At 43.1% G+C, this 21709-nt stretch carries 18 protein-coding genes and 1 pseudogene; 15 read left to right on the top strand and 4 right to left on the bottom strand.

Translation table 11 applies throughout. From position 1 onward, the window contains the following. Position 1: 1 nt before the first annotated feature. The 3 genes from ACVBDU_RS06665 (at position 2) to ACVBDU_RS06655 (ending at position 1834) form a co-directional block, all read left to right on the top strand. Complete coding sequence (locus ACVBDU_RS06665; protein WP_447178982.1) at positions 2–814, top strand: phosphatidate cytidylyltransferase; 813 nt, start codon at positions 2–4, stop codon at positions 812–814. Beyond that, positions 804–1490 carry a phosphatidylserine decarboxylase family protein gene (locus ACVBDU_RS06660; protein ID WP_447178981.1) on the top strand — a complete coding sequence of 229 codons (687 nt, stop codon included), beginning with the start codon at positions 804–806 and terminating at the stop codon, positions 1488–1490. The genes ACVBDU_RS06665 and ACVBDU_RS06660 overlap by 11 nt, the downstream gene beginning before the upstream one ends. An 80-nt stretch (positions 1491–1570) precedes the next feature. Next, entirely contained in the window at positions 1571–1834 is a 264-nt protein-coding gene (locus ACVBDU_RS06655) for an acyl-CoA-binding protein (protein WP_447178996.1), read from the top strand. 395 nt (positions 1835–2229) lie between these two features. On the opposite strand, the gene ACVBDU_RS06650 is transcribed toward ACVBDU_RS06655, so the two are convergent. Together ACVBDU_RS06650 and ACVBDU_RS06645 are read right to left on the bottom strand one after the other, a co-directional pair. Continuing rightward, a complete protein-coding gene (locus tag ACVBDU_RS06650) occupies positions 2230–3525 on the bottom strand; it encodes an OmpA family protein (RefSeq protein ID WP_447178980.1) in 1296 nt (431 codons plus the stop codon). A gap of 263 nt (positions 3526–3788) precedes the next feature. Further along, complete coding sequence (locus ACVBDU_RS06645) at positions 3789–6431, bottom strand: valine--tRNA ligase (RefSeq protein ID WP_447178979.1); 2643 nt, start codon at positions 6429–6431, stop codon at positions 3789–3791. A 228-nt stretch (positions 6432–6659) separates the two neighbouring features. Here ACVBDU_RS06645 and ACVBDU_RS06640 point away from each other — a divergent pair, with 228 nt between their 5' ends. Next, positions 6660–7046, top strand: a complete 387-nt coding sequence (locus ACVBDU_RS06640) for a DUF1573 domain-containing protein (protein WP_447178978.1) — start codon at positions 6660–6662, stop codon at positions 7044–7046. A gap of 85 nt (positions 7047–7131) precedes the next feature. Here the strand turns inward: ACVBDU_RS06640 and ACVBDU_RS06635 are convergent, their stop codons facing one another. Beyond that, positions 7132–8502, bottom strand: coding sequence for an aspartyl protease family protein (locus ACVBDU_RS06635; RefSeq protein ID WP_447178977.1), 1371 nt, complete (start codon positions 8500–8502; stop codon positions 7132–7134). A 215-nt stretch (positions 8503–8717) separates the two neighbouring features. Here ACVBDU_RS06635 and ACVBDU_RS06630 point away from each other — a divergent pair, with 215 nt between their 5' ends. The 11 genes and pseudogenes from ACVBDU_RS06630 (at position 8718) to ACVBDU_RS06580 (ending at position 20554) form a co-directional block, all read left to right on the top strand. Further along, entirely contained in the window at positions 8718–9914 is a 1197-nt protein-coding gene (locus ACVBDU_RS06630; RefSeq protein ID WP_447178976.1) for a pyridoxal phosphate-dependent aminotransferase, read from the top strand. 91 nt (positions 9915–10005) lie between these two features. Further along, positions 10006–11022 (top strand): annotated as a pseudogene (murB, locus tag ACVBDU_RS06625) (UDP-N-acetylmuramate dehydrogenase); the annotation flags it as partial. 263 nt (positions 11023–11285) lie between these two features. After that, positions 11286–11822 (top strand): RNA polymerase sigma factor, encoded by a 537-nt coding sequence (locus ACVBDU_RS06620; protein WP_447178975.1) that lies wholly within the window; start codon positions 11286–11288, stop codon positions 11820–11822. A 77-nt stretch (positions 11823–11899) separates the two neighbouring features. Next, positions 11900–12661, top strand: coding sequence for an anti-sigma factor domain-containing protein (locus ACVBDU_RS06615; RefSeq protein WP_447178974.1), 762 nt, complete (start codon positions 11900–11902; stop codon positions 12659–12661). 256 nt (positions 12662–12917) lie between these two features. Next, positions 12918–13124, top strand: a complete 207-nt coding sequence (locus tag ACVBDU_RS06610) for a membrane or secreted protein (protein ID WP_447178973.1) — start codon at positions 12918–12920, stop codon at positions 13122–13124. Between the two features lie 18 nt (positions 13125–13142). After that, complete coding sequence (locus ACVBDU_RS06605; RefSeq protein ID WP_447178972.1) at positions 13143–14243, top strand: glycosyltransferase; 1101 nt, start codon at positions 13143–13145, stop codon at positions 14241–14243. After that, positions 14234–14803: an RNA polymerase sigma factor gene (locus tag ACVBDU_RS06600; protein ID WP_447178971.1), complete on the top strand. Its 570-nt coding sequence runs from the start codon at positions 14234–14236 to the stop codon at positions 14801–14803. The genes ACVBDU_RS06605 and ACVBDU_RS06600 overlap by 10 nt, the downstream gene beginning before the upstream one ends. Then, on the top strand, positions 14796–16013 hold the full coding sequence (locus ACVBDU_RS06595) for an Nramp family divalent metal transporter (protein WP_447178970.1): 1218 nt from the start codon (positions 14796–14798) through the stop codon (positions 16011–16013). The genes ACVBDU_RS06600 and ACVBDU_RS06595 overlap by 8 nt, the downstream gene beginning before the upstream one ends. Before the next feature lie 140 nt (positions 16014–16153). Then, a complete protein-coding gene (gene lipA, locus ACVBDU_RS06590; protein WP_447178969.1) occupies positions 16154–17029 on the top strand; it encodes a lipoyl synthase in 876 nt (291 codons plus the stop codon). A gap of 148 nt (positions 17030–17177) precedes the next feature. Next, positions 17178–18209, top strand: coding sequence for a type I glyceraldehyde-3-phosphate dehydrogenase (gene gap, locus ACVBDU_RS06585; RefSeq protein ID WP_447178968.1), 1032 nt, complete (start codon positions 17178–17180; stop codon positions 18207–18209). Between the two features lie 119 nt (positions 18210–18328). After that, on the top strand, positions 18329–20554 hold the full coding sequence (locus tag ACVBDU_RS06580) for a tetratricopeptide repeat-containing hybrid sensor histidine kinase/response regulator (RefSeq protein WP_447178967.1): 2226 nt from the start codon (positions 18329–18331) through the stop codon (positions 20552–20554). Between the two features lie 39 nt (positions 20555–20593). Here ACVBDU_RS06580 and lpxK read toward each other — a convergent pair whose 3' ends face one another. Then, positions 20594–21613, bottom strand: a complete 1020-nt coding sequence (gene lpxK, locus ACVBDU_RS06575; protein WP_447178966.1) for a tetraacyldisaccharide 4'-kinase — start codon at positions 21611–21613, stop codon at positions 20594–20596. Between the last annotated feature and the right edge of the window lie 96 nt (positions 21614–21709).

The raw sequence follows: 21709 nt of genomic DNA, 5'->3' as shown, positions 1-21709 counted from the left end.
AATGAAAGACCTTCTCACTCGTTCCATTACGGGAATCCTCTATGTTTTCCTGTTGTTGTCGGCAGTGTTTTTAAGCAGTGATGCCTTTGATTTCCTCTTCCTGTCCTTCGGGTTGATATGCATCTATGAATTTAAAAAACTCATCAAATTAAGCGGTTATTATATATTTATAGCCTTCCTGTTGTTATGGTGGTTATTTGTACACCTGGTACAAGGGAAAACCGCTATCTTTTTCCTGCTCTCCATTACCCTTATTGTCAATCTTTTTTTGGTTGCGCTCCTGTATTCCGGAAAGCAGTTGAAGAACATACGGGAACTGCATAAATTCATCATCACCGTTTTTTACATAGGAGCCGGGTGCATTTTCCTGACTATGATCCCCTACCACAATCACGATAATCCTTTTGCCAAATTCATAATTATTGGTATTTTTATATTGATATGGATTAATGATACCTTTGCATATCTGGTAGGAAGAAGCATAGGACGAACAAAACTGTTCCCCAGCATATCCCCTAACAAGACCATAGAGGGTTTTATCGGAGGAATGGTTTTCTCCCTTATAGCAGCATATATATTTGCATTATATAACCGCGATCTGACTATCTTACAATGGCTCATTCTCTCCCTGGTCGTGGTAATCACGGGAACCTTGGGAGACCTTATCGAATCCAAGTTCAAACGGCTGGCAGGAGTAAAAGACAGCGGAGCCATATTGCCGGGACACGGGGGGCTGCTGGACCGGCTGGACAGTATTATATTTCTGGCACCTTTTGCATACCTGACTTTACAATTTTTTAATTATGTTTCATAAAGAAGGACATAAAATCATCATCATCACCTTCCTGGTGGTCGTCAGTATTATTCTGCTCGCAGAATACTTTACACCCATTGCATGGTTACAACTTTCCATACAAATAGCCGCTATCCTATTACTGATTCTCATACTTCAGTTTTTCCGGAACCCGAAGCGAAAGGCATCGCAAAACGATGAGCATATCATTGCCCCCGTAGATGGCAAGGTGGTCGTTATAGAAGAAGTTTACGAAAAAGAGTATTTCAAAGACAAGAGAATACAGGTTTCCATATTCATGTCACCGATAAATGTTCATGTCACCCGCTACGCATTGGGAGGACAGGTGGTCTACAGCAAATACCATCCGGGAAAATACCTGGTGGCCTGGCATCCGAAATCTTCCGAAGAGAACGAAAGGACCTCTGTAGTAGTTAAGAATGCGGTTTGGGGAGAAGTAATGTACAAACAAATAGCAGGAGCCATGGCCAAGCGTATCGTTAATTACGCCGCAGAAGGCTCTATAGCTGTTCAGGGTGCTGATGCCGGCTTTATCAAATTTGGCTCCCGTGTAGATCTTCTATTGCCGTTAGACGCCAGGATAAAGGTAAACCTTAATCAAAAGGTTAAGGGCGGAATTGATATTATTGCAGAAAAGTCAACTGACTCACAGGAAATACAGGAGGTATTCGAATAAATCCGGGTACAAGCACCAAAGCATGAAATTCTCTTAGTGAGCACAAAACCAAACAGCAATTGCTACAATTAATTACCAGGATGACCGAAGATGCATTAAATAAAGCTTTTGAAGAGGCTGTTGAACAGATCAACAACTACAACGACCCGCTACCGGCCGATTTTCTCCTGCGCCTGTATGCGTATTACAAAATAGCCAATAAAAATTACGACAACCCGGGAAGCCGGAAACCTCTTATCAATGCATTCAAAGCTAATGCCCTGTTTCAAGCCAGGAATATATCGGAAACCGAAGCAAAGGAAAAGTATATAGCGTTAGTAAAAGCCCAGTTAAAAGACCAGTAAGGTTTTTTTGAAACAGGTTAGCTGTTAACCAAACTATACCTTTCTCTTCTATTCTTCACCCCAACATGTGACCACAAGCGCGGACGTGCTTTTCAGGGATCAACCAATTCTCCAAAGTCCGTCTATCGGGCTTTGTCCGCAGAGACCTGCTTTCCCACCTGTACAGTATTATTTGACCTGTATTCAGGTGCCTTCAAGCCTGTGATATGATTACCCCGGACCTATTCCCTACCTGAATACTTACCGCACGAAACAGCCAAAGTTATGGCTCAGTTCATCACCTTCCGGATTATCCCTAAAGCACTGCAATATATCCGTTTTCAGATACGATATGCTATTAAAAAAGAAAACCGCCGGGATTTCCGGCGGTTTTACTATTATTTATTTAAGATTTATTACTTCAGCTTGAAAGTAACTCTTCTTACGATTTGACGTGCATTAGCAGAACTCTTATCTACAGTGTCATCTACACCCATTCCTTTGTAAGAAAGTCTGGATTCCTGAACACCTGAAGCAACCAGTATGTCATATACTGCCTTAGCTCTTCTTTCAGAAAGGGAAGTATTGAAATTCCCCTGTCCTCCGATCTCGTCAGCATATCCGAGTAACTCCGCCTGTGCAGACTGGTTCTCGTTCATATACTTGATCAGGTAATTGATAGCATCGAAAGAATATACGGCCGGTTTGCTGCTTGAGAACCCGAAGTATACGTTTACGTATCCGTCGTTAAGCAATCTTTTCACAGGGTCACCACCTCCTTCGAGACCATCCAGGCTTTCTTTGGAAGCGTAACGCATGTCAAGAGAGCTTTCCAGGTCATCCGGAATTCCGTTTTCGTTCAGATCGTTTGCTTTACCATATCGGTCAACAGATACTCCTGTTGGAGTGTTTGGCTCCTGATCCAAATAATCCGGCACGCCGTCTCTGTCCGTATCCTGAAGCATTGCTTCGATATCATCTACACGCAGTGCAAGATTATCAAGCGCCTCGTTATCTCTCAGGTACCAGTCAGCATGTTGTTTTGCTTTTCCGAGATAGAAAGAAATACCTACGCTTGCATTGAACATTATACCGTCAAAACCACGTGTTGCAGTTTTTTTGGTACCGTCAAAAGTATAATCCTGACGACTGTGTGCCAATGTTGTAAAGTCGGCATTTAACACTACCCGGTCGCTGAGTTTCACCTGTCCTGTCAAACCAGCGATCCAGTTCATCATTTGATCGTGATCATCAGAGATAGGCCCTTGGTCCGGACGCATCTGAGAATATCCGGCACCGGCATGTCCTAAAAGGTTGAAAGTTTTAGTCCATGTTTCCCAGTTCATAATTCTACCCAGGTTTGCAACTCCTTGCAAACTTGCCCTGTAGTATTTGGTTTCATAATCCAAAGATTTTTCGTCGCTTTGGAAATTGTCGTATCCAACATCCAGTTTCAAACCGAATTTTTCGTTGAACATGTATCGAACACCAAGATCGAGGTGAAGAAAATCGGGGGTATTGTTAAAATATCCTGAAGCCATAGGCCGCATCGGCTTGTTAACACCACCGTTAACCTCAATAGACCATTTGTTAAAATTGTCCTGAGCCATGACATCTGTAGTCCCCGATACCTCGGAAGTATTCATCTCCTGCGCAGTCATGCCTGTAGCAAATAATCCCACACACAGCGATGTAAACATTAATTTTTTCATAATCATAATCAAGTGTTTAGTAAAAAAATTTTCTTAAATACTGTTTCCTAAATATACAAATGTTAGTGCGAATGTAATACAGTTTTCTCAAAATTTAATAACTTTTTTCATCTTTTTTTGACATACTGCCCTTTCAATATCACCGATAAAAAAGCACAATTCCAAACAATACACTGTATATCAAAACATTAGATCTAATAAAGTATTAAATTGCGTAATTCGCAATGTACAATATATCGCAAATCCAAAAAGAAAGAATTACCCTACATATCCTTTAAATTAGATAAGCTTTCCCGTATAGTGGCAATCTTAGCTATGGCATCTGCTTCCTTTTGTCTCTCTATGGTCACGACCTTTTCCGGGGCGTTATTCACAAAACGCTCATTAGATAATTTTCCTCTTACCGATTTCAGGAACCCTTCCACATAGGACAATTCTTCCTGAAGCTTTTTAATTTCGCTTTCCACATCAACTGCCCCGGCTACCGGGATGAAATATTCATTTGTTCCTACGCGGAAAGAGACACTTCCCTCTACCTTTTCCACATTACAATGGATTTCTGTTATGTTACCCAGCTTTTTAACGACCTCATCGAGATCTTCGGAAAAATCAGAATTATCCCCTGTGGTATGTAGTTCCAATGCATCTTTAAAGGGAATATTTTTATCCTTTCGGACCGTACGGATCCCGGATATGATTTCCGTGATTACGGAGAATCCTCCCAGAAGGGACATTTCGGATTGTACGGGTTCGGGCCAGGTTGCCGCTACCAGTGCCTCGTCCTTACTTCTGTTTTCCATATGTTGCCATATTTCCTCGGAAAGGAAAGGCATAAAGGGATGTAATATTTTCAGGTTCTCTTCGAAAAGGGCAACTGTTTTCTCATACGTCTCTTTACTGACAGGCATACCATAAACGGGTTTTACCATTTCGAGAAACCAGGAACAGAAATCATCCCAAATGAGTTTATACGTTGCCATTAAAGCATCAGATATTCGGTATTTAGCAAAATGATCTTCAATTTCTGCCAGTGTTTGTCCCAATTTTGAACTATACCAGCGTACGGCCACTTCAGAAACCTTGGTGGGCTCGGCAGTATCTGAGATCTCCCATCCCTTTACGAGGCGGAAAGCGTTCCATATCTTATTTGCAAAACCTTTGCCCTGCTGACAGAGGGCCTCGTCAAACAGCAGATCGTTCCCTGCTGCCGAACTGAGCAATAATCCAACCCTAACCCCATCCGCACCGTAATCGGAAATAAGTTTGAGGGCGTCCGGTGAATTCCCCAAAGATTTGGACATTTTCCTCCGTTGGCTGTCCCGTACCAGTCCGGTGAGATATACATTAGTAAATGGCTTTTCTCCCCGGTATTCATACCCGGACATGATCATTCTCGCCACCCAGAAAAACAGGATATCCGGTCCGGTCACCAGGTCATTTGTAGGGTAATAATATTTTATTTCCTCATTTTCCGGATCGAGTACACCTCCGAACACGCTCATCGGCCACAGCCAGGAAGAAAACCAGGTATCCAGTACATCCGGGTCCTGAGTTATATCCGAAGAGGAAAGGGATGTGTTTCCGGATTTTTCACGCGCGAGTTTCAAAGCTTCTTCTTTATTCTCCGCAACAACAAAATCTTCTTTACCTGCCCCGTAATAATAAGCAGGCACCTGCTGTCCCCACCACAGTTGCCGGGAAATATTCCAGTCCCGGATATTTTCCATCCAGTGCCGGTATGTATTTTCAAACTTTTTCGGGAAAAGCTTTATCTCCTTATCTTCCAGAACTGCTTTTAATGCGGGTTTTGCAAGTTCCTCCATTTTTAAAAACCACTGATCGGAAAGTCTGGGCTCTATAACGGCTTTGGTCCTTTCCGAAGTCCCCACCTTGTTGATATGCGTCTCCGTTTTCACCAGGTACCCCTTTTCCTCAAGTTCCCGTGCTATTTCCTTTCGTGCTACAAAACGGTCCTTACCTTCGTAATGCAGTCCATAATGATTGAGAGAGGCATCTTCATTAAAGATATCGATCACTTCAAGTCCGTGTTTATCTCCCAGGTTTTTATCATTTACATCGTGCGCCGGGGTTACTTTAAGACATCCCGTACCGAATTCCATATCTACATATTCATCTTCGATTATAGGAATTACGCGGTTACAAATAGGCACTATAGCTTTTTTCCCTTTCAAACGGGCATAACGTTCGTCATTCGGATTAATACAAATTGCGGTATCCCCGAGTATGGTTTCCGGGCGGGTAGTAGCAATAATTACTTTCTCGTCTTCACCTTCAATACTATATGCGAGATAATAAAGAAGCCCTTGCCTTTCCTCGTGAATAACTTCCTCATCGGACAGGGTAGTCTTCGCTTCCGGGTCCCAGTTTACCATACGATACCCTCTGTAGATAAGCCCTTTCTTATACAAATCTACAAACACCTTTATTACGGAAGCTGACATATCGTCATCCATAGTAAATTTAGTACGGTCCCAATCGCACGAAGCCCCCAGCTTTTTTAATTGTTCCAGAATTATTCCACCGTGCTCCCTGGTCCATTCCCAGGCCTGTTCCAGGAATTCATCCCGGCTAAGGTCCGATTTTTTAATCCCCCTGTCTCTTAGTCTTGCCACAACTTTGGCTTCGGTAGCTATAGAAGCGTGATCTGTTCCGGGTACCCAGCAGGCATTATAACCTTTGAGGCGCGCCCTGCGTATCAAAACATCCTGTATGGTGTTGTTGAGCATATGCCCCATATGCAACACACCGGTTACGTTGGGAGGAGGAATTACAATAGTATAAGGTTTTCTCTCATCGGGTTCCGAATGGAAATAACCGTTTTCTAACCAGTATTCATACCATTTCCCCTCTACTTTTGCAGCATCGTATTTTGATGGAATATTCATTTTTTGGAACGATTTTTGACTTTAATTGGCAAAAGTAGTTATATCTGCAGGATTATAAAAGCCCGTCAATCAAAGAAAATGACGGCAAAAGGGTATTCTCCCGGCAAGTAAATAGGAGAGTAAATTTTGCAGAAGCAGAAAAAGTGTTTATTTTTAGCGCTTGTTACAAACTTAAAAGTTACAAAAACAGGTTGTTTTTTCAGTAAAGCAACCACAAATTTACAGCTTATGAAAAAGTTAGCATTATTCCTGTTCGTTAGTACGTTTGCCCTGGCCGTACACGCACAAGAAAAAGTAGCGAAAATCGATTTTAAGGAAGACACCATAGACTATGGGGAAATCGCCAAGGGAAGTAATGGCCTGCGCGTTTTTGAATTTACCAATACAGGTAATGCCCCGTTGGTTATTTCAAACGTATCCAGCTCCTGTGGATGTACTGTACCAAAATGGACTTCAAATCCTGTAAAACCAGGAGAAAAGGGAACCATTGAAGTAAAATACGACACAAAAAGAGTAGGGCCCATACGAAAAACCGTTACTGTATCTTCCAATGCGGAAACACCTACTGTTGCCTTAAAGATCAAAGGTAAAGTACTGGAAGGGAACAGTAAGTAACATTACCGTTTCCCTGGTAAAAAAATGTTTAATGAGCCCCTGAAAAGGGGCTTTGTTATTTTTAGGGACTGTCCCTTATACTTTATCACAGCACCTTCTTAAGCTCAAAATCAAATCGCATACTCCTGCCTTCCCTTTCCACAATCAGCCTGATCTTTTTCCCGGCCTTTACATTCAGCATTTCCGTAACTTCCGGCAGCGAATGTTTATAGGTAGGTTTTCCATTGACAGATAAAATAATATCCCCTGTGCGCAATCCGGCAAAAGAAGCGGGGCTACCTTCCCTTATTTCGGCAATCTCAAATGCCGGGTGCAATTCATACTTAAAAAATCTGTTCAGTCGTATCTCTACACCTTCACTCCCGGCACCTTCCGATTTCCCTCTCCTTATCCCCGATTCCAGTTCCTTAACCACCCGAATTCCGTTGTGCTGCAATTCGATTCCGCTCATATTGTATTTAAAAGGCTCTTTGAAATACCTGTTGCGCCGAAGTGTTATTTTTCTTCCCTCGTAGTCCAGCGTAACATTAAAACGCTTCAACACTTCAGCTCCCAGGCTGCCATCCCTCTCATTCAGGTTCTGAAGATGTTGTATGGAGATCGAATCCGGAAACGCTACTTTTGCATCTTTAAGCTCAAACTGGCCCAGCTGTAACTTATCCACTCTGGCCCTGTCTCCGTATATACTGCCGCTAAGCCCCCTGCCCAGAAAATCTTCAAAGTGATTATCGGGGGTCACAAGTCCTTCTTCCTCCTTTTTAAAAAGCCAGAGGGCGTCGCTACTACCGGAATCTATGAGTAATTTCACCTCTAAACCATCCCTGTCATTTAAATCTACCCTTGCCTGTATGTAGGGTTTATTGTGAATGATATCCAAAGGAAAAGTCTGGCATCTTTTGCAGGTCCTATGTTTATGTGTTCCCGGGCGATAGAATTTTATTCGTTTGCGTGCGTAATTAATTTCCACCACAAAATCGCGAAAGAGTTCAAAACCGATAATGCCATGTATAGGCACTCCCAACCGGGGTGCAAAATTAATATCCTGATCCAGTATCAGGTATATATCCTCATTGTAATTGACAATATCCCTCTTTATCCTGAAAGTATTGTTCTTTGCCCTGTAAGCTTTTATAGCCTCGCCTCCTCCAAGCCCTCTTATATATATCACTTCCGTGTTCTTCAGTTTCAGTGAATCTGCCGAGGTAAGGTCAAATAATATTGGTTTATTTACTCCTGTATCCAGTATAAAAGACAATTCCACCCCGTTAATCTCCACAGGCAATACAATCAGATTACTGATAAGCCGGAACCTGACAGAATGGGAATCCTTATCCGTAGATAAATTAAAATACGACTGTGCAGAAGAGGAAATACAAAAAAACAACACTGAAAAAATGACCAGCATTGATTTTTTATCAATATTTAGTATAAAAAAATGCATAATACTAATATACATATAAGTTTTATTTTTTAATAACATACATATACCGTATTAAAGATTAAAGAATAATAATATTCGGATTGGCAGATAACAGCTAAAAATTATTTTGCAAATTTGCATAGCCGGATCAGGAAGAAAGAACAGAAAATCCAGGCTCTAAAAACATGCGCGGTAGTATTTTACAATCCCGCGTTCAGGTGCTTAAACATTAAACTAACACAATAAACATTATGCCAGTAATCTCCGATAAAGGCAAACTCATGCCGGAATCACCCATACGTAAATTGGTGCCCTATGCCGAAGAAGCAAAGAAGCAGGGACGTAAAGTATATCACCTCAACATCGGTCAGCCCGATATCAAAACCCCAAAAGCAGCCCTGGATGCGGTAAAGAACAACACTATAGATATCCTGGAATATGCGAGGAGCGAAGGTTCCGATCAGTATCGTGAAAAGCTGGCGGCATATTACAAGGGTAAAGGAGTTGATGTTACCGCCGGAGATATCATTGTTACCACAGGCGGGTCGGAAGCACTTTTGTTTGCTATGGGAACTGTTGCCGATTACGGCGACGAAGTTATTATTCCGGAACCTTTCTATGCCAACTACAATGGTTTTGCCACGGCTTCCGGTGTAAAAGTAGTTCCGGTGGTATCTTCCATAGAAAACAACTTCGCCCTTCCCCCGATCGAAGAATTCGAAAAACTGATTACCCCGAAAACCAGGGCAATACTGATCTGCAATCCCGGTAATCCTACCGGCTACCTATATTCCAAAGAAGAGATCCGCAAACTTGCCGAAATCGTTAAAAAACACGATTTATTCCTGATCTCCGATGAAGTATACCGGGAATTTGCTTACGACAATGCAGAGCACTATTCCATAATGCGGGAAGAAGGGATTAAGGAAAATGCGATAATGATCGATTCCGTTTCCAAACGATACAGCATGTGCGGGGCAAGAATAGGTTGCCTGGTATCCAAAAACAAAGAAGTGATTTCCACGGGGCTGAAATTCGCCCAGGCAAGGCTCTCCTCCCCTACCTATGCGCAAATAGCAAGTGAAGCCGCCCTGGAAACTCCACAGCATTATTTCGATGATGTCATCGAAGAATATGTCTCTCGGAGGAACCTACTGGTCAGTGAACTCGAAAAAATAGACGGTGTACGTGTAGCCAGGCCAAAAGGTGCATTTTATTGCATTGCCGAACTTCCCGTAAAAAACTCGGACGACTTTGCACGTTGGTTGCTGGAAAGCTTTCAATGGGAAAATCAAACGGTCATGGTAGCCCCCGCAGCCGGATTTTATTCCACACCGGGAATGGGAACCGACCAGGTGCGAATTGCTTATGTCCTCAAAAAAGAAGACCTGATCGCTGCAGTGAATATACTGAAAGAAGCTCTTAAAGTATACCCCGGCAAAAAATAAACGTATAAAGACGGCTGATCTCCGGGTACCGACATCCTGTTTTCAGCCTCTTTTTCACCTATAATCACCACGGACCTATTCAACAAAAAACAAAGTGAATATTCAACAAAATATCTCTCTCAGAAAATACAATACTTTCGGTATTGACGTCCGTGCCAGGCACTTTACTTCCGTCTCCGATACGGCAGCACTTCTTAATATCTTGGAAGATCCTGGCTACCCGGACAGATTTATACTGGGTGGAGGAAGTAACATCCTTCTTACCCGTGACCTGGAGACCCTGGTGATTCTGATGAAAATAAAAGGAATTACCGTTTTGCAGGAAGATAAAAAACAGGTGCTGATCAAAGCCGGTGCCGGTGAAAACTGGCATGAATTTGTTTTATGGACACTGGACAGGAATTACGGGGGATTGGAAAATCTCTCCCTCATCCCCGGAAATGTAGGTACCGCCCCAATCCAGAACATAGGAGCCTATGGGGTTGAACTCAAAGATGTTTTCGAATCGTGCGAAGCTATAGAGGTCCGTTCCGGAAAACGCATAACGTTCACCGGTCAGGATTGCCGTTTTGGCTACAGGGACTCCATTTTCAAACAGGAAGCCAAAGGAAAATACATCATTACAGATGTCACCTTCCGGCTTACCAAAGACAACCACAACCTCCATACCGGCTATGGAGCCATAAAGGCCCTTCTCGAAGAACGGGGCATAGAATCCCCCTCTATCCGGGATATTTCCGATGCTGTTATATCTATCCGAAAGAGTAAACTCCCCGATCCGGCAGAAATCGGGAATTCCGGTAGTTTTTTCAAAAACCCGGTTGTTCCGATCGCGGTTTACGAAAAATTAAAGACGAAATTTCCGGAAATCCCGAGCTACAGTATCTCCGAAAGCCAGACCAAGATCCCTGCGGGATGGCTTATTGAACAATGTGGTTTTAAAGGCAAAAGATATGGCGATGCAGGCGTACACGCAAAACAGGCGCTCGTTCTGGTAAATTACGGAAATGCTTCCGGCGAAGATATATGGCAGCTGGCACAAACCATCCGAACAACCGTAAAAGACAAGTTTGGCATTTTACTCGAACCCGAAGTAAACGTTTTGTGAACAAACAAAAACCTCCCCGGCTTAATAGTACCGGGGAGGTTTTCCGCCGGTATGACTAACCCTTTCCATACCGGGATGTATCTCGTAACAACTATCCTATAAATTTTTATTTCCGGGAGACCCTTTCCTCATTCCTTACATAAGAAAAATAGTCTCCTCTTTACAGAGAGCTATCCATAATTTTAATAACTTTGGATGGCCCATCTTTATATACGAAATAACCGGGTGTGCCGGATGTCATGTACTAAAAAAATATTAAGGCAATGTCCTCTTTATTAGAAATCAACATCATGAACCTGCTCATTGAAAAAGATGAGAAGGGCATGGCCATGCTTTACGATCACTATGGAGATGCGCTTTTCGGCATTGCGTACAAAATAACCCACGATGAGGAGCTTGCCAAAGATGTCCTGCAGGAAGGTTTGATGAAAATATGGAAAAAAGCACATACCTACGATGCTGAAAAAGCCAGGCTTTTCACCTGGATGTACCGGATTATACGCAATACGGCCATAGATAAGGTAAGAAATGTAAACATAAAAGAGGAACAGGAAATCCAACTGGATATTTCCCACGTATATAATATAGGTATTGATGCCATAAAACCTGAATATATGGATATTCAGAAACACATCGCATCCCTTGATGAAAAATACCAAATAATCCTGGAAGCCCTGTTTTTTAAAGGAATGACACAACAGGAAGCCAGTGAAATACTGGATGTTCCTTTGGGTACCGTTAAATCCCGGTTAAAAATAGGCCTTCGCGAACTCAGGAAAATTTTTAATGCGAATATTTAATTTTTTACATGTGCAGGGAATACCATATACCTCCCGCTGCACAGATGTGATCTACAGACAGTCAAAAGACCGAGAAAATGAACGACGCTATAAAAGCCATGCTGGAAAGTGATATGCTGGAAAGATACCTTATAGGATCTACAACATCTGAAGAAAACTATGAGATAGAAGAAAGCATAACCCGATACCCGGAGGTTAAAAGAAAATATACCGAATTGCAGGAAGACCTCGAAAATTATACCAGGTCCTTTTCCAGGCCGGCACCCTTACAGGTTAAAAAGAACGTAATGAGGTCTATCCGTAAGGAAAAGAAAAAAACCAGATCCTGGTATTTCAATGCCGCTGCTGTTATTGCGATTATCTTTTGCACTTCCACCGTGGTATTGCTTTACCAGAACAAACTATTACTTTACAAAAACGGACTGGTAAATGAAGAGATCGCTTCACTTAAAAGTGATATCCTGAACACCAATTCCAAACTGGACGATGTAAAAAATCAATTCCTCATACTCAACAACCCGAAAACCCAGAAGTATATTCTTCATGGAAACCGCAGGGCTAAAAACCTGAAAACAGTGGCTTACATAGACCCGGTGGAAAAACTGTCTATGATAAATATTGTTTCGCTCCCCGAACTTCCGGAAGAGCAGGTATTCCAGATGTGGGCGGACATTGATGGTAAAATGGTCAGTCTCGGTGTTCTGCAAAATGCACAAAACAAATTGTTGTCCATTCCTTTCAAAGAAGGAGCCAAAAGCTACAATATAACCATTGAACCCAAAGGAGGAAACATCAACGCTACCGAAGAAAATATGGTGGCAAGTATTTACCTTAGATAGCGATCAACAGCCGTGGAGCATTCTGACAGAAATCGGGACAAGAGGTATTCAAACGAACAACCTTGGCTCATTTCCAAACAGAGCATTGCAGAGTTGTCTCACTTAGTGGAATTAAAGCCAAAAAGGCCAGCCGGAAACCATATTTCGGAAAAAAGAGGGCAACACAACGGAATTACGCATCATTCGACCCGGATAATTCGTTATTCCTTATTTTGTTTCGTAACTTTGCAGTAGAAATAAATTAAAGATTGCTACGATGAAATTGATTTTGCTTACCATAGGATTACTGGCCCTGGCGTTTGCCGGAATAGCCATAAAAATATGGGCGAAGAAAGATGGTAAATTCGCTGGAACCTGTGCCAGTCAGAGCCCTTTTTTGAATAAATCGGGGGAAGCTTGTAGTTTTTGCGGAAAGATGCCGGATGAGCAGGAATGCAAAGATCCGAAATTACAACAAAATTAATGCAGCGGGATACTGCCTATGGTAATAACTTTACTCTCCCTGTTTGCAGGAAGCACAGGTATCCTCGTCATTTATTACATATTGTTCGGAAAGCTGGCTTTTTCCGGTAAATCCTTACAACAGGGAAATTCTGCCCCGGTCTCTGTTCTTATACGAACAAAAAACAATGCCCATATCCTTCGGCAAACCCTTCCTTCCGTTCTGGCTCAGGATCACCCGGATTTTCAGGTTATCCTTATTAATGACGCTTCTTCCGACCATACACTCGACGTCATTGAAGAATTTGCAGAACGATACCCGAATATAAAAATAGTCAACGTCATAAACAACGAAGCCTTCTGGGGCAAGAAGAAATACGCCCTGACTCTCGGAATAAAAGCAGCCAAAAACAATCTCCTGGTATCTATCGAAGACAATTATGTACCGCTTTCCAATCTATGGCTACGGGAAATCAGTCAGCATTGCTACGGGGAAAAAACCGTTATTCTTGGCTACAGCGCCATAAAAAGGAAGAAAAATGTATTCTCCAATGCGCTGATCCGTTTTGACAACTGGTTCCATGCTGTAAAATACCTTTCATTTGCAACAGCCGGACTCCCGTATTCCGGATCCGGAAAAAACCTGGCTTTCCATAAAAGCGCATTTTACAAGGTAAACGGGTTTATCAGCCATATGGACATGAAAAACGGGGAAGACGAACTTTTTATAAATGAAGTCTCTACAGCAAAAAATACCATAGTGTGCACCGCAAAGGCAGCACGGACGGAATCTGTCACAACACCTTCGTTTTCCGAATGGATAAAACAAAAACGGGAAGGTTTTTACGTTTTCCGGAATTTTAAACTAAAGGACCGGGTACTCCTCAACCTGTATTACCTGGCGCAGTTACTTTTCTGGCTATTGCCCGTTCCATCCATACTACTAGGGGTAAATCCTGTGACCCTGCTTGCTCTTATCCTCCTCAAATGGGTAATCCAATACGCGATAATGACAAGACTGGTCCGAAAATTCGGGGAAAAAGGATTTATATGGCTTCTTCCACTGTACGAAGCCGTTCTTATTAGTGTGCAATTTTATATCTTTATAACAAGTTTCAGAAAAAGTACACGTTGGAAATAGCCTCAGAACTTATCCGAAAAAATATAGAAAAGGCCCGTGAAGGTGACCAAAAAGCCTTTAACTTCCTGTTGGATTATTATTGGAACGACATTTACGGCTTTCAGCTTATACGCACCAAAAATGAAAATGACGCGGAAGACATTACCATCCAGACGTTTTCCAAGGCTTTTGACAAAATAGACACGTTTGACAACAGCTATTCTTTTAAGACATGGCTGACTACCATTTCCAAAAACATTCACCTAGACCTGCTTCGAAAACGAAAATCAAGTTTACTCCAGGCCACCTCCCAGGACGAGGATAGAGTTTACGACGTGCCGGACGATGCCCCCTCGGCAGAGGACAACCTCATTTACGAACAAAATCTGGCACAGCTAAAGCGCTTCATAAAAAAATTAAAACCCCACTACCAGGATGTTATCAATCTCCGGTATTTCCGCGAACTAAGCTACCAGGAAATAGCATCGGAACTGAACGAACCTCTCAACAACGTCAAGGTAAAATTACTTCGGGCACGAAAATTACTGGCTGAAATTATCCACAAAAGCAAAAATGTATAAGTATATTACTAAGCTGGGGCCCGGCCTGTTGTTTGCAGGGGCAGCGATAGGCGTATCGCACCTGGTACAATCCACAAGAGCAGGTGCCGATTTTGACTTCGGACTGATCTGGGCTCTTTTACTCGTACACCTTTTTAAATATCCTTTTTTTCAGTATGGCCCCAGGTATACCCTGGCTACGGGCGAATGCCTTCTTGACGGGTACAAAAAACTCGGTACTCCCATCCTGGTGACATATTTTATACTGACTTTTGCCACGATGTTTACCATACAAACCGCACTCACTATAGTTACCGCAGGCCTGGCATCCACCCTTTTCGGGATAACACAGAATATTATTCTGTGGAGTGCCATAATCACTGCCATATGTATGGTAATATTAGTCTTGGGAAGGTATAAATTTCTGGACAACCTGATGAAAATTATTGTCTTCACCCTCACCATAAGCACCTGCATAGCAGTTGTTCTGGCCATTCCCGACACCTCCGTTCCGCATACGTTCAGCCAGGTTCTGCCAAAAAGTGATGCCGGTATTGCCTTTCTCATCGCCTTCATGGGATGGATGCCCGCCCCCCTGGACATTTCCATATGGCATTCCCTGTGGGCCCTGGAAAAGAAAAAAAATATTCCGGGATACAGCCTGAAGAATTCCATTACCGATTTCAACCTCGGTTACAGCAGTACTGTAATTCTCGGTGTATTGTTTATGGCATTGGGCGCATTGGTCATGTTCGGTACCGGGAATACTTTCAGCAGCAATGCCTCGCTTTTTTCCGAACAACTCATATCCTTATATACCAGAAACCTGGGTGAAGCCGCCTATATACTCATTGCCGTAGCAGCTTTCACCACGATGTTCAGCACCACGCTCACCACGCTGGACGCCTCGCCCAGGGCCATGTCCTATACCACCCGGTTATTGTTTAAACAAAAAAGTAAACACTCCTATACTATCTGGATGATAATACTCGCGGCAGGAACGGTTGCCATATTGCTCTACTTCCTCTCGGAAATGAAGACCCTTATCGATATAGCTACCATCCTGTCATTTGTAACCGCCCCTTTCTATGCGATTATCAATTTCCGGCTTATCTGTTCCTCTCATACGCCGGAGCAGAACCGGCCGGGTATTGCCCTTAAAGTTATAAGCTGGATGGGAATTATCTTCCTGACCGGATTCAGTCTTTGGTATACCATAACCCTTTTTTAAAAACAATGAATGTATTATTCCGGTTTTCAAAGTAAAAAAACACCTGTGAATAACCTACGGAAAACTACATTTTCACTTCCCCCGTATCATACCTGTTACTTCATACTTCTTTTGTATCTTTGTGCTACAAAAACAGAGCTATGAGTATAGAAACTGTTGCTAATGCAGCGCCACCGAAAGGCAAACCGAAATGGCTTCGTGTTAAGCTTCCCACAGGTAAAAAATATACGGAACTGAGGGGGTTGGTAGATAAATATAAGCTAAACACCATATGTACGTCCGGAAGCTGCCCGAATATGGGAGAATGCTGGGGTGAAGGTACTGCCACCTTTATGATACTGGGAAATATATGTACCAGGTCCTGTGGCTTCTGCGGGGTAAAAACCGGGAGACCGGAAACGATTGACTGGGAAGAACCTGAAAAAGTAGCCCGTTCCATCAAATTAATGAACATCAAACATGCCGTGCTCACCTCCGTGGACCGGGATGACCTGAAAGATATGGGCTCTATCATATGGGCAGAGACCGTAAAAGCCGTGAGGCGAATGAACCCGGAAACCACGCTGGAAACCTTAATTCCGGATTTCCAGGGTGCGGAAAGAAACATCGACAGGATTGTGGAAGTCTCCCCCGAAGTAGTATCGCACAATATGGAAACCGTAAAAAGGCTCACACGGGAAGTCCGTATTCAGGCCAAATACGACCGAAGTCTTGCCGTATTGAAATACCTGAAAGACCAGGGAGTACGAAGGACCAAATCCGGGATCATGCTCGGACTGGGCGAAACCGAAGAAGAAGTTCTGGAAACCATGAAAGATCTCAGGGAAGCAAAGGTAGATGTGGTTACCATAGGCCAGTACCTGCAGCCTTCTAAAAAGCACCTTCCGGTGAAGCAGTTTATTTTACCGGAGCAATTCGACAGGTTACGCGAAGCCGGTCTGGACATGGGATTCCGTCACGTAGAAAGCGGTGCCCTGGTGAGATCTTCTTATAAAGCACACAAACATATCGACTAGAGTAATAACCGGTATTTGTTTGGCACCGGAATGTCCGGCAGACAAACCGTTGTTATATAAGGTGAGACTTTTTCTGTGAAGCAGGTCCGTATCCCAACCCGAACCATACATTACAAACAAATCAAAAAAACACCCTTATTCCCAGGGTATGGATAAAACTAAAATAGCAATAAACGGCTTCGGGCGTATAGGCAGAACGGTATTTCGCCTGCTCCTGGATCACCCCGGCATAGAAGTGGTGGCCATCAACGACCTTGCGGACAGTAAAACGCTGAGCCATCTGCTCAAATATGACAGTATACACGGTGTTCTGACCGATAATGTAAGCTGTGATGCAAACTCCATTATCGTCGGTGACAAACATTATCCGCTTCTCAACGTACCCGATATCCGGCACCTGAACTGGACTCCCTTTCATCCGGATATTGTACTGGAATCTACCGGGAAGTATAAAAAAAGAGAACAACTCGAATACCATCTGAAAAACGGCGCCGGGCAGGTACTTCTTTCCGTTCCTCCCGAGGATGACCTTATTAAAATGATCGTCCTGGGAGTAAACGAGCATATACTGGACGGTTCGGAAGATATTGTATCCAACGCTTCGTGTACTACCAATAATGCCGCTCCCATGATAAAGGTCATTGATGAACTTTGCGGTATAGAACAGGCCTATATAACCACGGTGCACTCTTATACTTCGGACCAGAGCCTGCACGACCAGCCGCATAGAGACCTCAGGCGGGCAAGGGCCGCTGCACAATCCATCGTACCAACCACAACAGGTGCAGCAAAAGCTCTTACCGGTATTTTTCCCGGACTGAGCGATGTAATCGGAGGATGCGGTATCCGTGTTCCCGTACCGGACGGATCTTTGACCGACATTACCTTTAACGTAGCAAAGGAAACCTCTATCGCGGAAATAAACGATGCTTTCCGGGAAGCGGCAAACAGCAGCCTGAAAGGGATTTTATCCTATACGGAAGACCCTATCGTGTCCATTGACGTGATCAATAACCCATATTCGTGTATATTTGATGCGCAAATGACCTCGGTTATCGGCAAAATGGTGAAAATCATAGGCTGGTATGACAACGAATACGGCTACAGCAACCGGATAATCGACCTTATGTCCCATATCAGTATGTTAAAGAATAAAAAACAGGTTCAGGGTGTCCGGTAAACTTTTCGGAGATATTATACCATTGTTTATAAATGCTGAAAGGGATTCCGGGAAATTTTTAAGCCGTTTAATTTTTGATTTTATGGAGAACCCTGTTATATTTATGTGAATCTTTTGCCATGAAGGGACTCTCTTACTATTTTCTGGTCTATTTGTTCCTGCTTCCGGGCTTTATATTCGGATATCACAACAACGCTTCCGGAGATCCCGTTCAAAACACTATACAAAAAGTATATTACCACAAAAACAAATTTGATTTTGCACCTGCCATAGAAGAGCTGAAACAAGCGGTGAACATGGCCGATACGCTAAAACGAAAACGTTCGCATTATCTCTTCGAGTGCTACACCCTTTTCATACAACTATATCAGGAGTTTGACCGGAACGATGATCTGGAGGTGTATGAATTTCTCAGCGAATCCCATCTCCGTCCGAACCCTCCCGCAAAGAGGGAAGCTCTTTTTCTGTCTTTAAAAGCACTCACAGCAGCGCGAAAGGGCGATTATCTGCAAGCGTCTTCTCTTATTTCCGAAGCTAAAACTGTTGCTTCACAAAAAGACGAAGATGTTCTGAACCATGTTCTTTACTACAAAGCACAGGTACTTCTGGAACAACAACAATATGACAAAGCGATATCCTTATTCCATCGTATATATCCCATACGGGACCAATACGAACAAAAATATATCAACACGTCCATACTCCTCCATCTCGCATCCGCATACCTGAAGCGGAATGAACCGGAAAAAGCGATGTCTTGTGTGGAAAAAACTTCGCCGCTCTTACAAAACCACAATTTCCCGAAACTGAATCTTCAGAAAAACCTTCTCCTCTCCGATATATTCCTTATCCAGGGTAAAAAACGGGAAGCCGCAGAATATGCCCGGCAGGCGGAGGCACTCAGAGAAGAATATTTCAACACACATGCCATAGAGGAACGCAATAACATTGCCTACCAGAACACTTCAAATTTTAAGGATAAAGTCATCGAGCAATATAAAACCGATGCCCGGAAACAGGCACGCCAGGTAAACATTGCAAAAATGGTATCCATATTCAGTTCGGTTTTGGTAATCGTCATTTTCATCCTCACCATGTCTCTATACCGAAACAACAAAATAAAGCTGAAAACCAACAACCTGTTGCTCAAAAAAAACAGGGAATTACAAACAGCAAAAGAAGAAGCGGAAAGCGCACTGCAGGTAAAAGCAAGATTTCTATCTACAGTGAGCCACGAACTCAGAACACCTTTGTATGCAGTAACCGGACTCACACATTTGCTGCTGGAGGAAAACCCCAAGGAAAGTCAAAAAGAATATCTCAACTCCCTGAAATTTTCGGGAGAATACCTGCTGAACTTTATAAACGACATCCTCCAGGTCAATAAATCGGAAGCCAATCAACTCAAAGTCAAAAAAGTCCCTTTCCACCTGGAACAGATGCTTGTAAAAGTGGTAAGATCCCTGGAACACTCGGCAAAAGAGAACAACAACACCATAGAATTGACCCTCGATAAAAACATTCCGCTTAAGCTTATAGGAGACTCCCTGAAACTCTCGCAGGTATTCATAAACCTGATCGGTAATGCCCTTAAATTTACGGAAAACGGCACCGTAGCCATACGGGGAGATATCCGGGAACACAAAAAGGAAAATATTACCATCCATTTTGAAGTACAGGACAACGGAATGGGGATAGAATCCGAGACCCTTCCGCTGATATTTGACAGTTTCGCCCAGGGGTCCACACAGATAAACCGAAAATACGGGGGAACAGGCTTAGGTCTCACCATAGTTAAAAATCTTCTGAACCTGATGGGAAGCGATATAAAAGTAGAAAGCGCTCCGGGAAAAGGAAGTACTTTTACTTTTGACCTCACCCTGGACAATGCGGACGAAGCAGAAACTCTCAATCCCGTTTTTCCTGCCGTCGACGAGGGATGGACAGAAGAAGAGATCGTCTTTGAGAACACGCATGTTCTTCTGGTTGAAGACAACAAGATAAACCAGGTAGTAACCAAAAAAATGCTCGCCAAGAAAAATATAACCTCAGAGGTCGCCAATAATGGTTATGAAGCTATTGATATGGCAAAAAACAACACCTACGACCTTATTCTGATGGACATACATATGCCGGGGATCAGCGGTATCAAAGCAACGGAAGAAATACGGAAATTCAACAAAAAAGTACCTATAGTAGCACTCACCGCCATTTCTCTGGAAGACAATATGGACGCCCTGTACAATGCAGGATGTAACGACATTATCACGAAACCATTCAAACCCCAGATCTTCTACAGGAAGATAAAGAACAACCTCGACAAGAATACGGGAACCACGGACTAAGCTGGACAGGTCGCCCGTCTGTACTCTTTTAGAGCCTGTTTAAACAAGCTCTTGGCTCCCTTCCACATAATCCCGCACCAGGCGGTCAAATTTCTCCCGTTCCCCAAACAGAAAAACAGGTTGTATTTCTATATAAAAAATTCCCTCAATTTTATCTTTCAGCCGCATGAAGTCCTTTTCCGTAGTCAGGATATTTTTCTTTTTCTTTAATTCCTTCAGCTCATTTTCGGTAAAATCATGATGATCCGGAAAATCGCAATGTTCAAAATCCAGCCCTTTACTTTTCAGGAACGTTACCAGCGGAAGGGCGTTAGCTATCCCCGTTACCAGGGTAAATCTTTGTTTTCCCCAATCGGACAACAGAACAGTTTGTTCCGGGGAGGCGATATGCTCTTGATAAGCAATAGTAGTAAAAAAAACTTCCTGGTATTTTTCCGGGGCCAGTAGTTTTAAAATACCGTTCTTTTGATCCGTACTCAAACCCTCCGGGCATTTGGTCACCACTATAATATCGGCCCGCCTGGCTTCTTTTCGGCTATCCCGGAGATTCCCTGCCGGAAGAAACATGTCTTTCACATACAACGCATTCCAGGCTGTCAGCATAATGTTCAGTCCGGCCCTGACCCTGCGATGCTGAAAGGCATCATCCAGAATAATCGTATCCGGAGGCGGTTGAATGGCAAGGAGATTACGTATACCGTTTACCCTGTCGGCATCTACAGCTACGGCTACATCCGAAAACTTTTTATGATACTGACAGGGTTCGTCTCCCAGGTCTTCTACCCCGGTTTCCGGGCCTGCCAGGATAAAACCCTTCGATTTTCTCTTGTATCCCCTGCTCAGTGTTGCCACATTAATGTCGGATTTCAATAGCCGCACCAGGTATTCCACCATAGGTGTTTTTCCCGTTCCTCCCACACTCAGGTTTCCGACACAGATAACCGGTATGTCAAACGAAACAGAACGAAATATGCCCCTGTCATAAAACAAATTTCTAACCCATACTATAAGTCCGTAAAGGAGGGAAAATGGCCAGAGTATTTTTCGGAGTTTTCGCATAGTATTTTTTTGGCAGGTATACAGGCCTGAAGAAAATATCACGCCCCGGCGCATATGCCTGTTAACCTGTCTTTCGCATTACAAATAACGGTTAAT

The organism is Sinomicrobium endophyticum, assembly GCF_052983315.1.
The sequence above is the reverse complement of the archived record's forward strand: the minus strand, read 5'-3'. Positions and strand labels throughout refer to the sequence as shown.

Excerpts from the sequence above, each read along its gene's own strand:
- ACVBDU_RS06665 (WP_447178982.1), top strand. The coding sequence starts at position 2 with ATGAAAGACCTTCTCACTCGTTCCATTACGGGAATCCTCTATGTTTTC.
- ACVBDU_RS06660 (WP_447178981.1), top strand. The coding sequence starts at position 804 with ATGTTTCATAAAGAAGGACATAAAATCATCATCATCACCTTCCTGGTG.
- ACVBDU_RS06655 (WP_447178996.1), top strand. The coding sequence starts at position 1,571 with ATGACCGAAGATGCATTAAATAAAGCTTTTGAAGAGGCTGTTGAACAG.
- ACVBDU_RS06650 (WP_447178980.1), bottom strand. The coding sequence starts at position 3,525 with ATGAAAAAATTAATGTTTACATCGCTGTGTGTGGGATTATTTGCTACA.
- ACVBDU_RS06645 (WP_447178979.1), bottom strand. The coding sequence starts at position 6,431 with ATGAATATTCCATCAAAATACGATGCTGCAAAAGTAGAGGGGAAATGG.
- ACVBDU_RS06640 (WP_447178978.1), top strand. The coding sequence starts at position 6,660 with ATGAAAAAGTTAGCATTATTCCTGTTCGTTAGTACGTTTGCCCTGGCC.
- ACVBDU_RS06635 (WP_447178977.1), bottom strand. The coding sequence starts at position 8,502 with ATGTATATTAGTATTATGCATTTTTTTATACTAAATATTGATAAAAAA.
- ACVBDU_RS06630 (WP_447178976.1), top strand. The coding sequence starts at position 8,718 with ATGCCAGTAATCTCCGATAAAGGCAAACTCATGCCGGAATCACCCATA.
- ACVBDU_RS06620 (WP_447178975.1), top strand. The coding sequence starts at position 11,286 with ATGTCCTCTTTATTAGAAATCAACATCATGAACCTGCTCATTGAAAAA.
- ACVBDU_RS06615 (WP_447178974.1), top strand. The coding sequence starts at position 11,900 with ATGAACGACGCTATAAAAGCCATGCTGGAAAGTGATATGCTGGAAAGA.
- ACVBDU_RS06610 (WP_447178973.1), top strand. The coding sequence starts at position 12,918 with ATGAAATTGATTTTGCTTACCATAGGATTACTGGCCCTGGCGTTTGCC.
- ACVBDU_RS06605 (WP_447178972.1), top strand. The coding sequence starts at position 13,143 with ATGGTAATAACTTTACTCTCCCTGTTTGCAGGAAGCACAGGTATCCTC.
- ACVBDU_RS06595 (WP_447178970.1), top strand. The coding sequence starts at position 14,796 with ATGTATAAGTATATTACTAAGCTGGGGCCCGGCCTGTTGTTTGCAGGG.
- lipA (WP_447178969.1), top strand. The coding sequence starts at position 16,154 with ATGAGTATAGAAACTGTTGCTAATGCAGCGCCACCGAAAGGCAAACCG.
- gap (WP_447178968.1), top strand. The coding sequence starts at position 17,178 with ATGGATAAAACTAAAATAGCAATAAACGGCTTCGGGCGTATAGGCAGA.
- ACVBDU_RS06580 (WP_447178967.1), top strand. The coding sequence starts at position 18,329 with ATGAAGGGACTCTCTTACTATTTTCTGGTCTATTTGTTCCTGCTTCCG.
- lpxK (WP_447178966.1), bottom strand. The coding sequence starts at position 21,613 with ATGCGAAAACTCCGAAAAATACTCTGGCCATTTTCCCTCCTTTACGGA.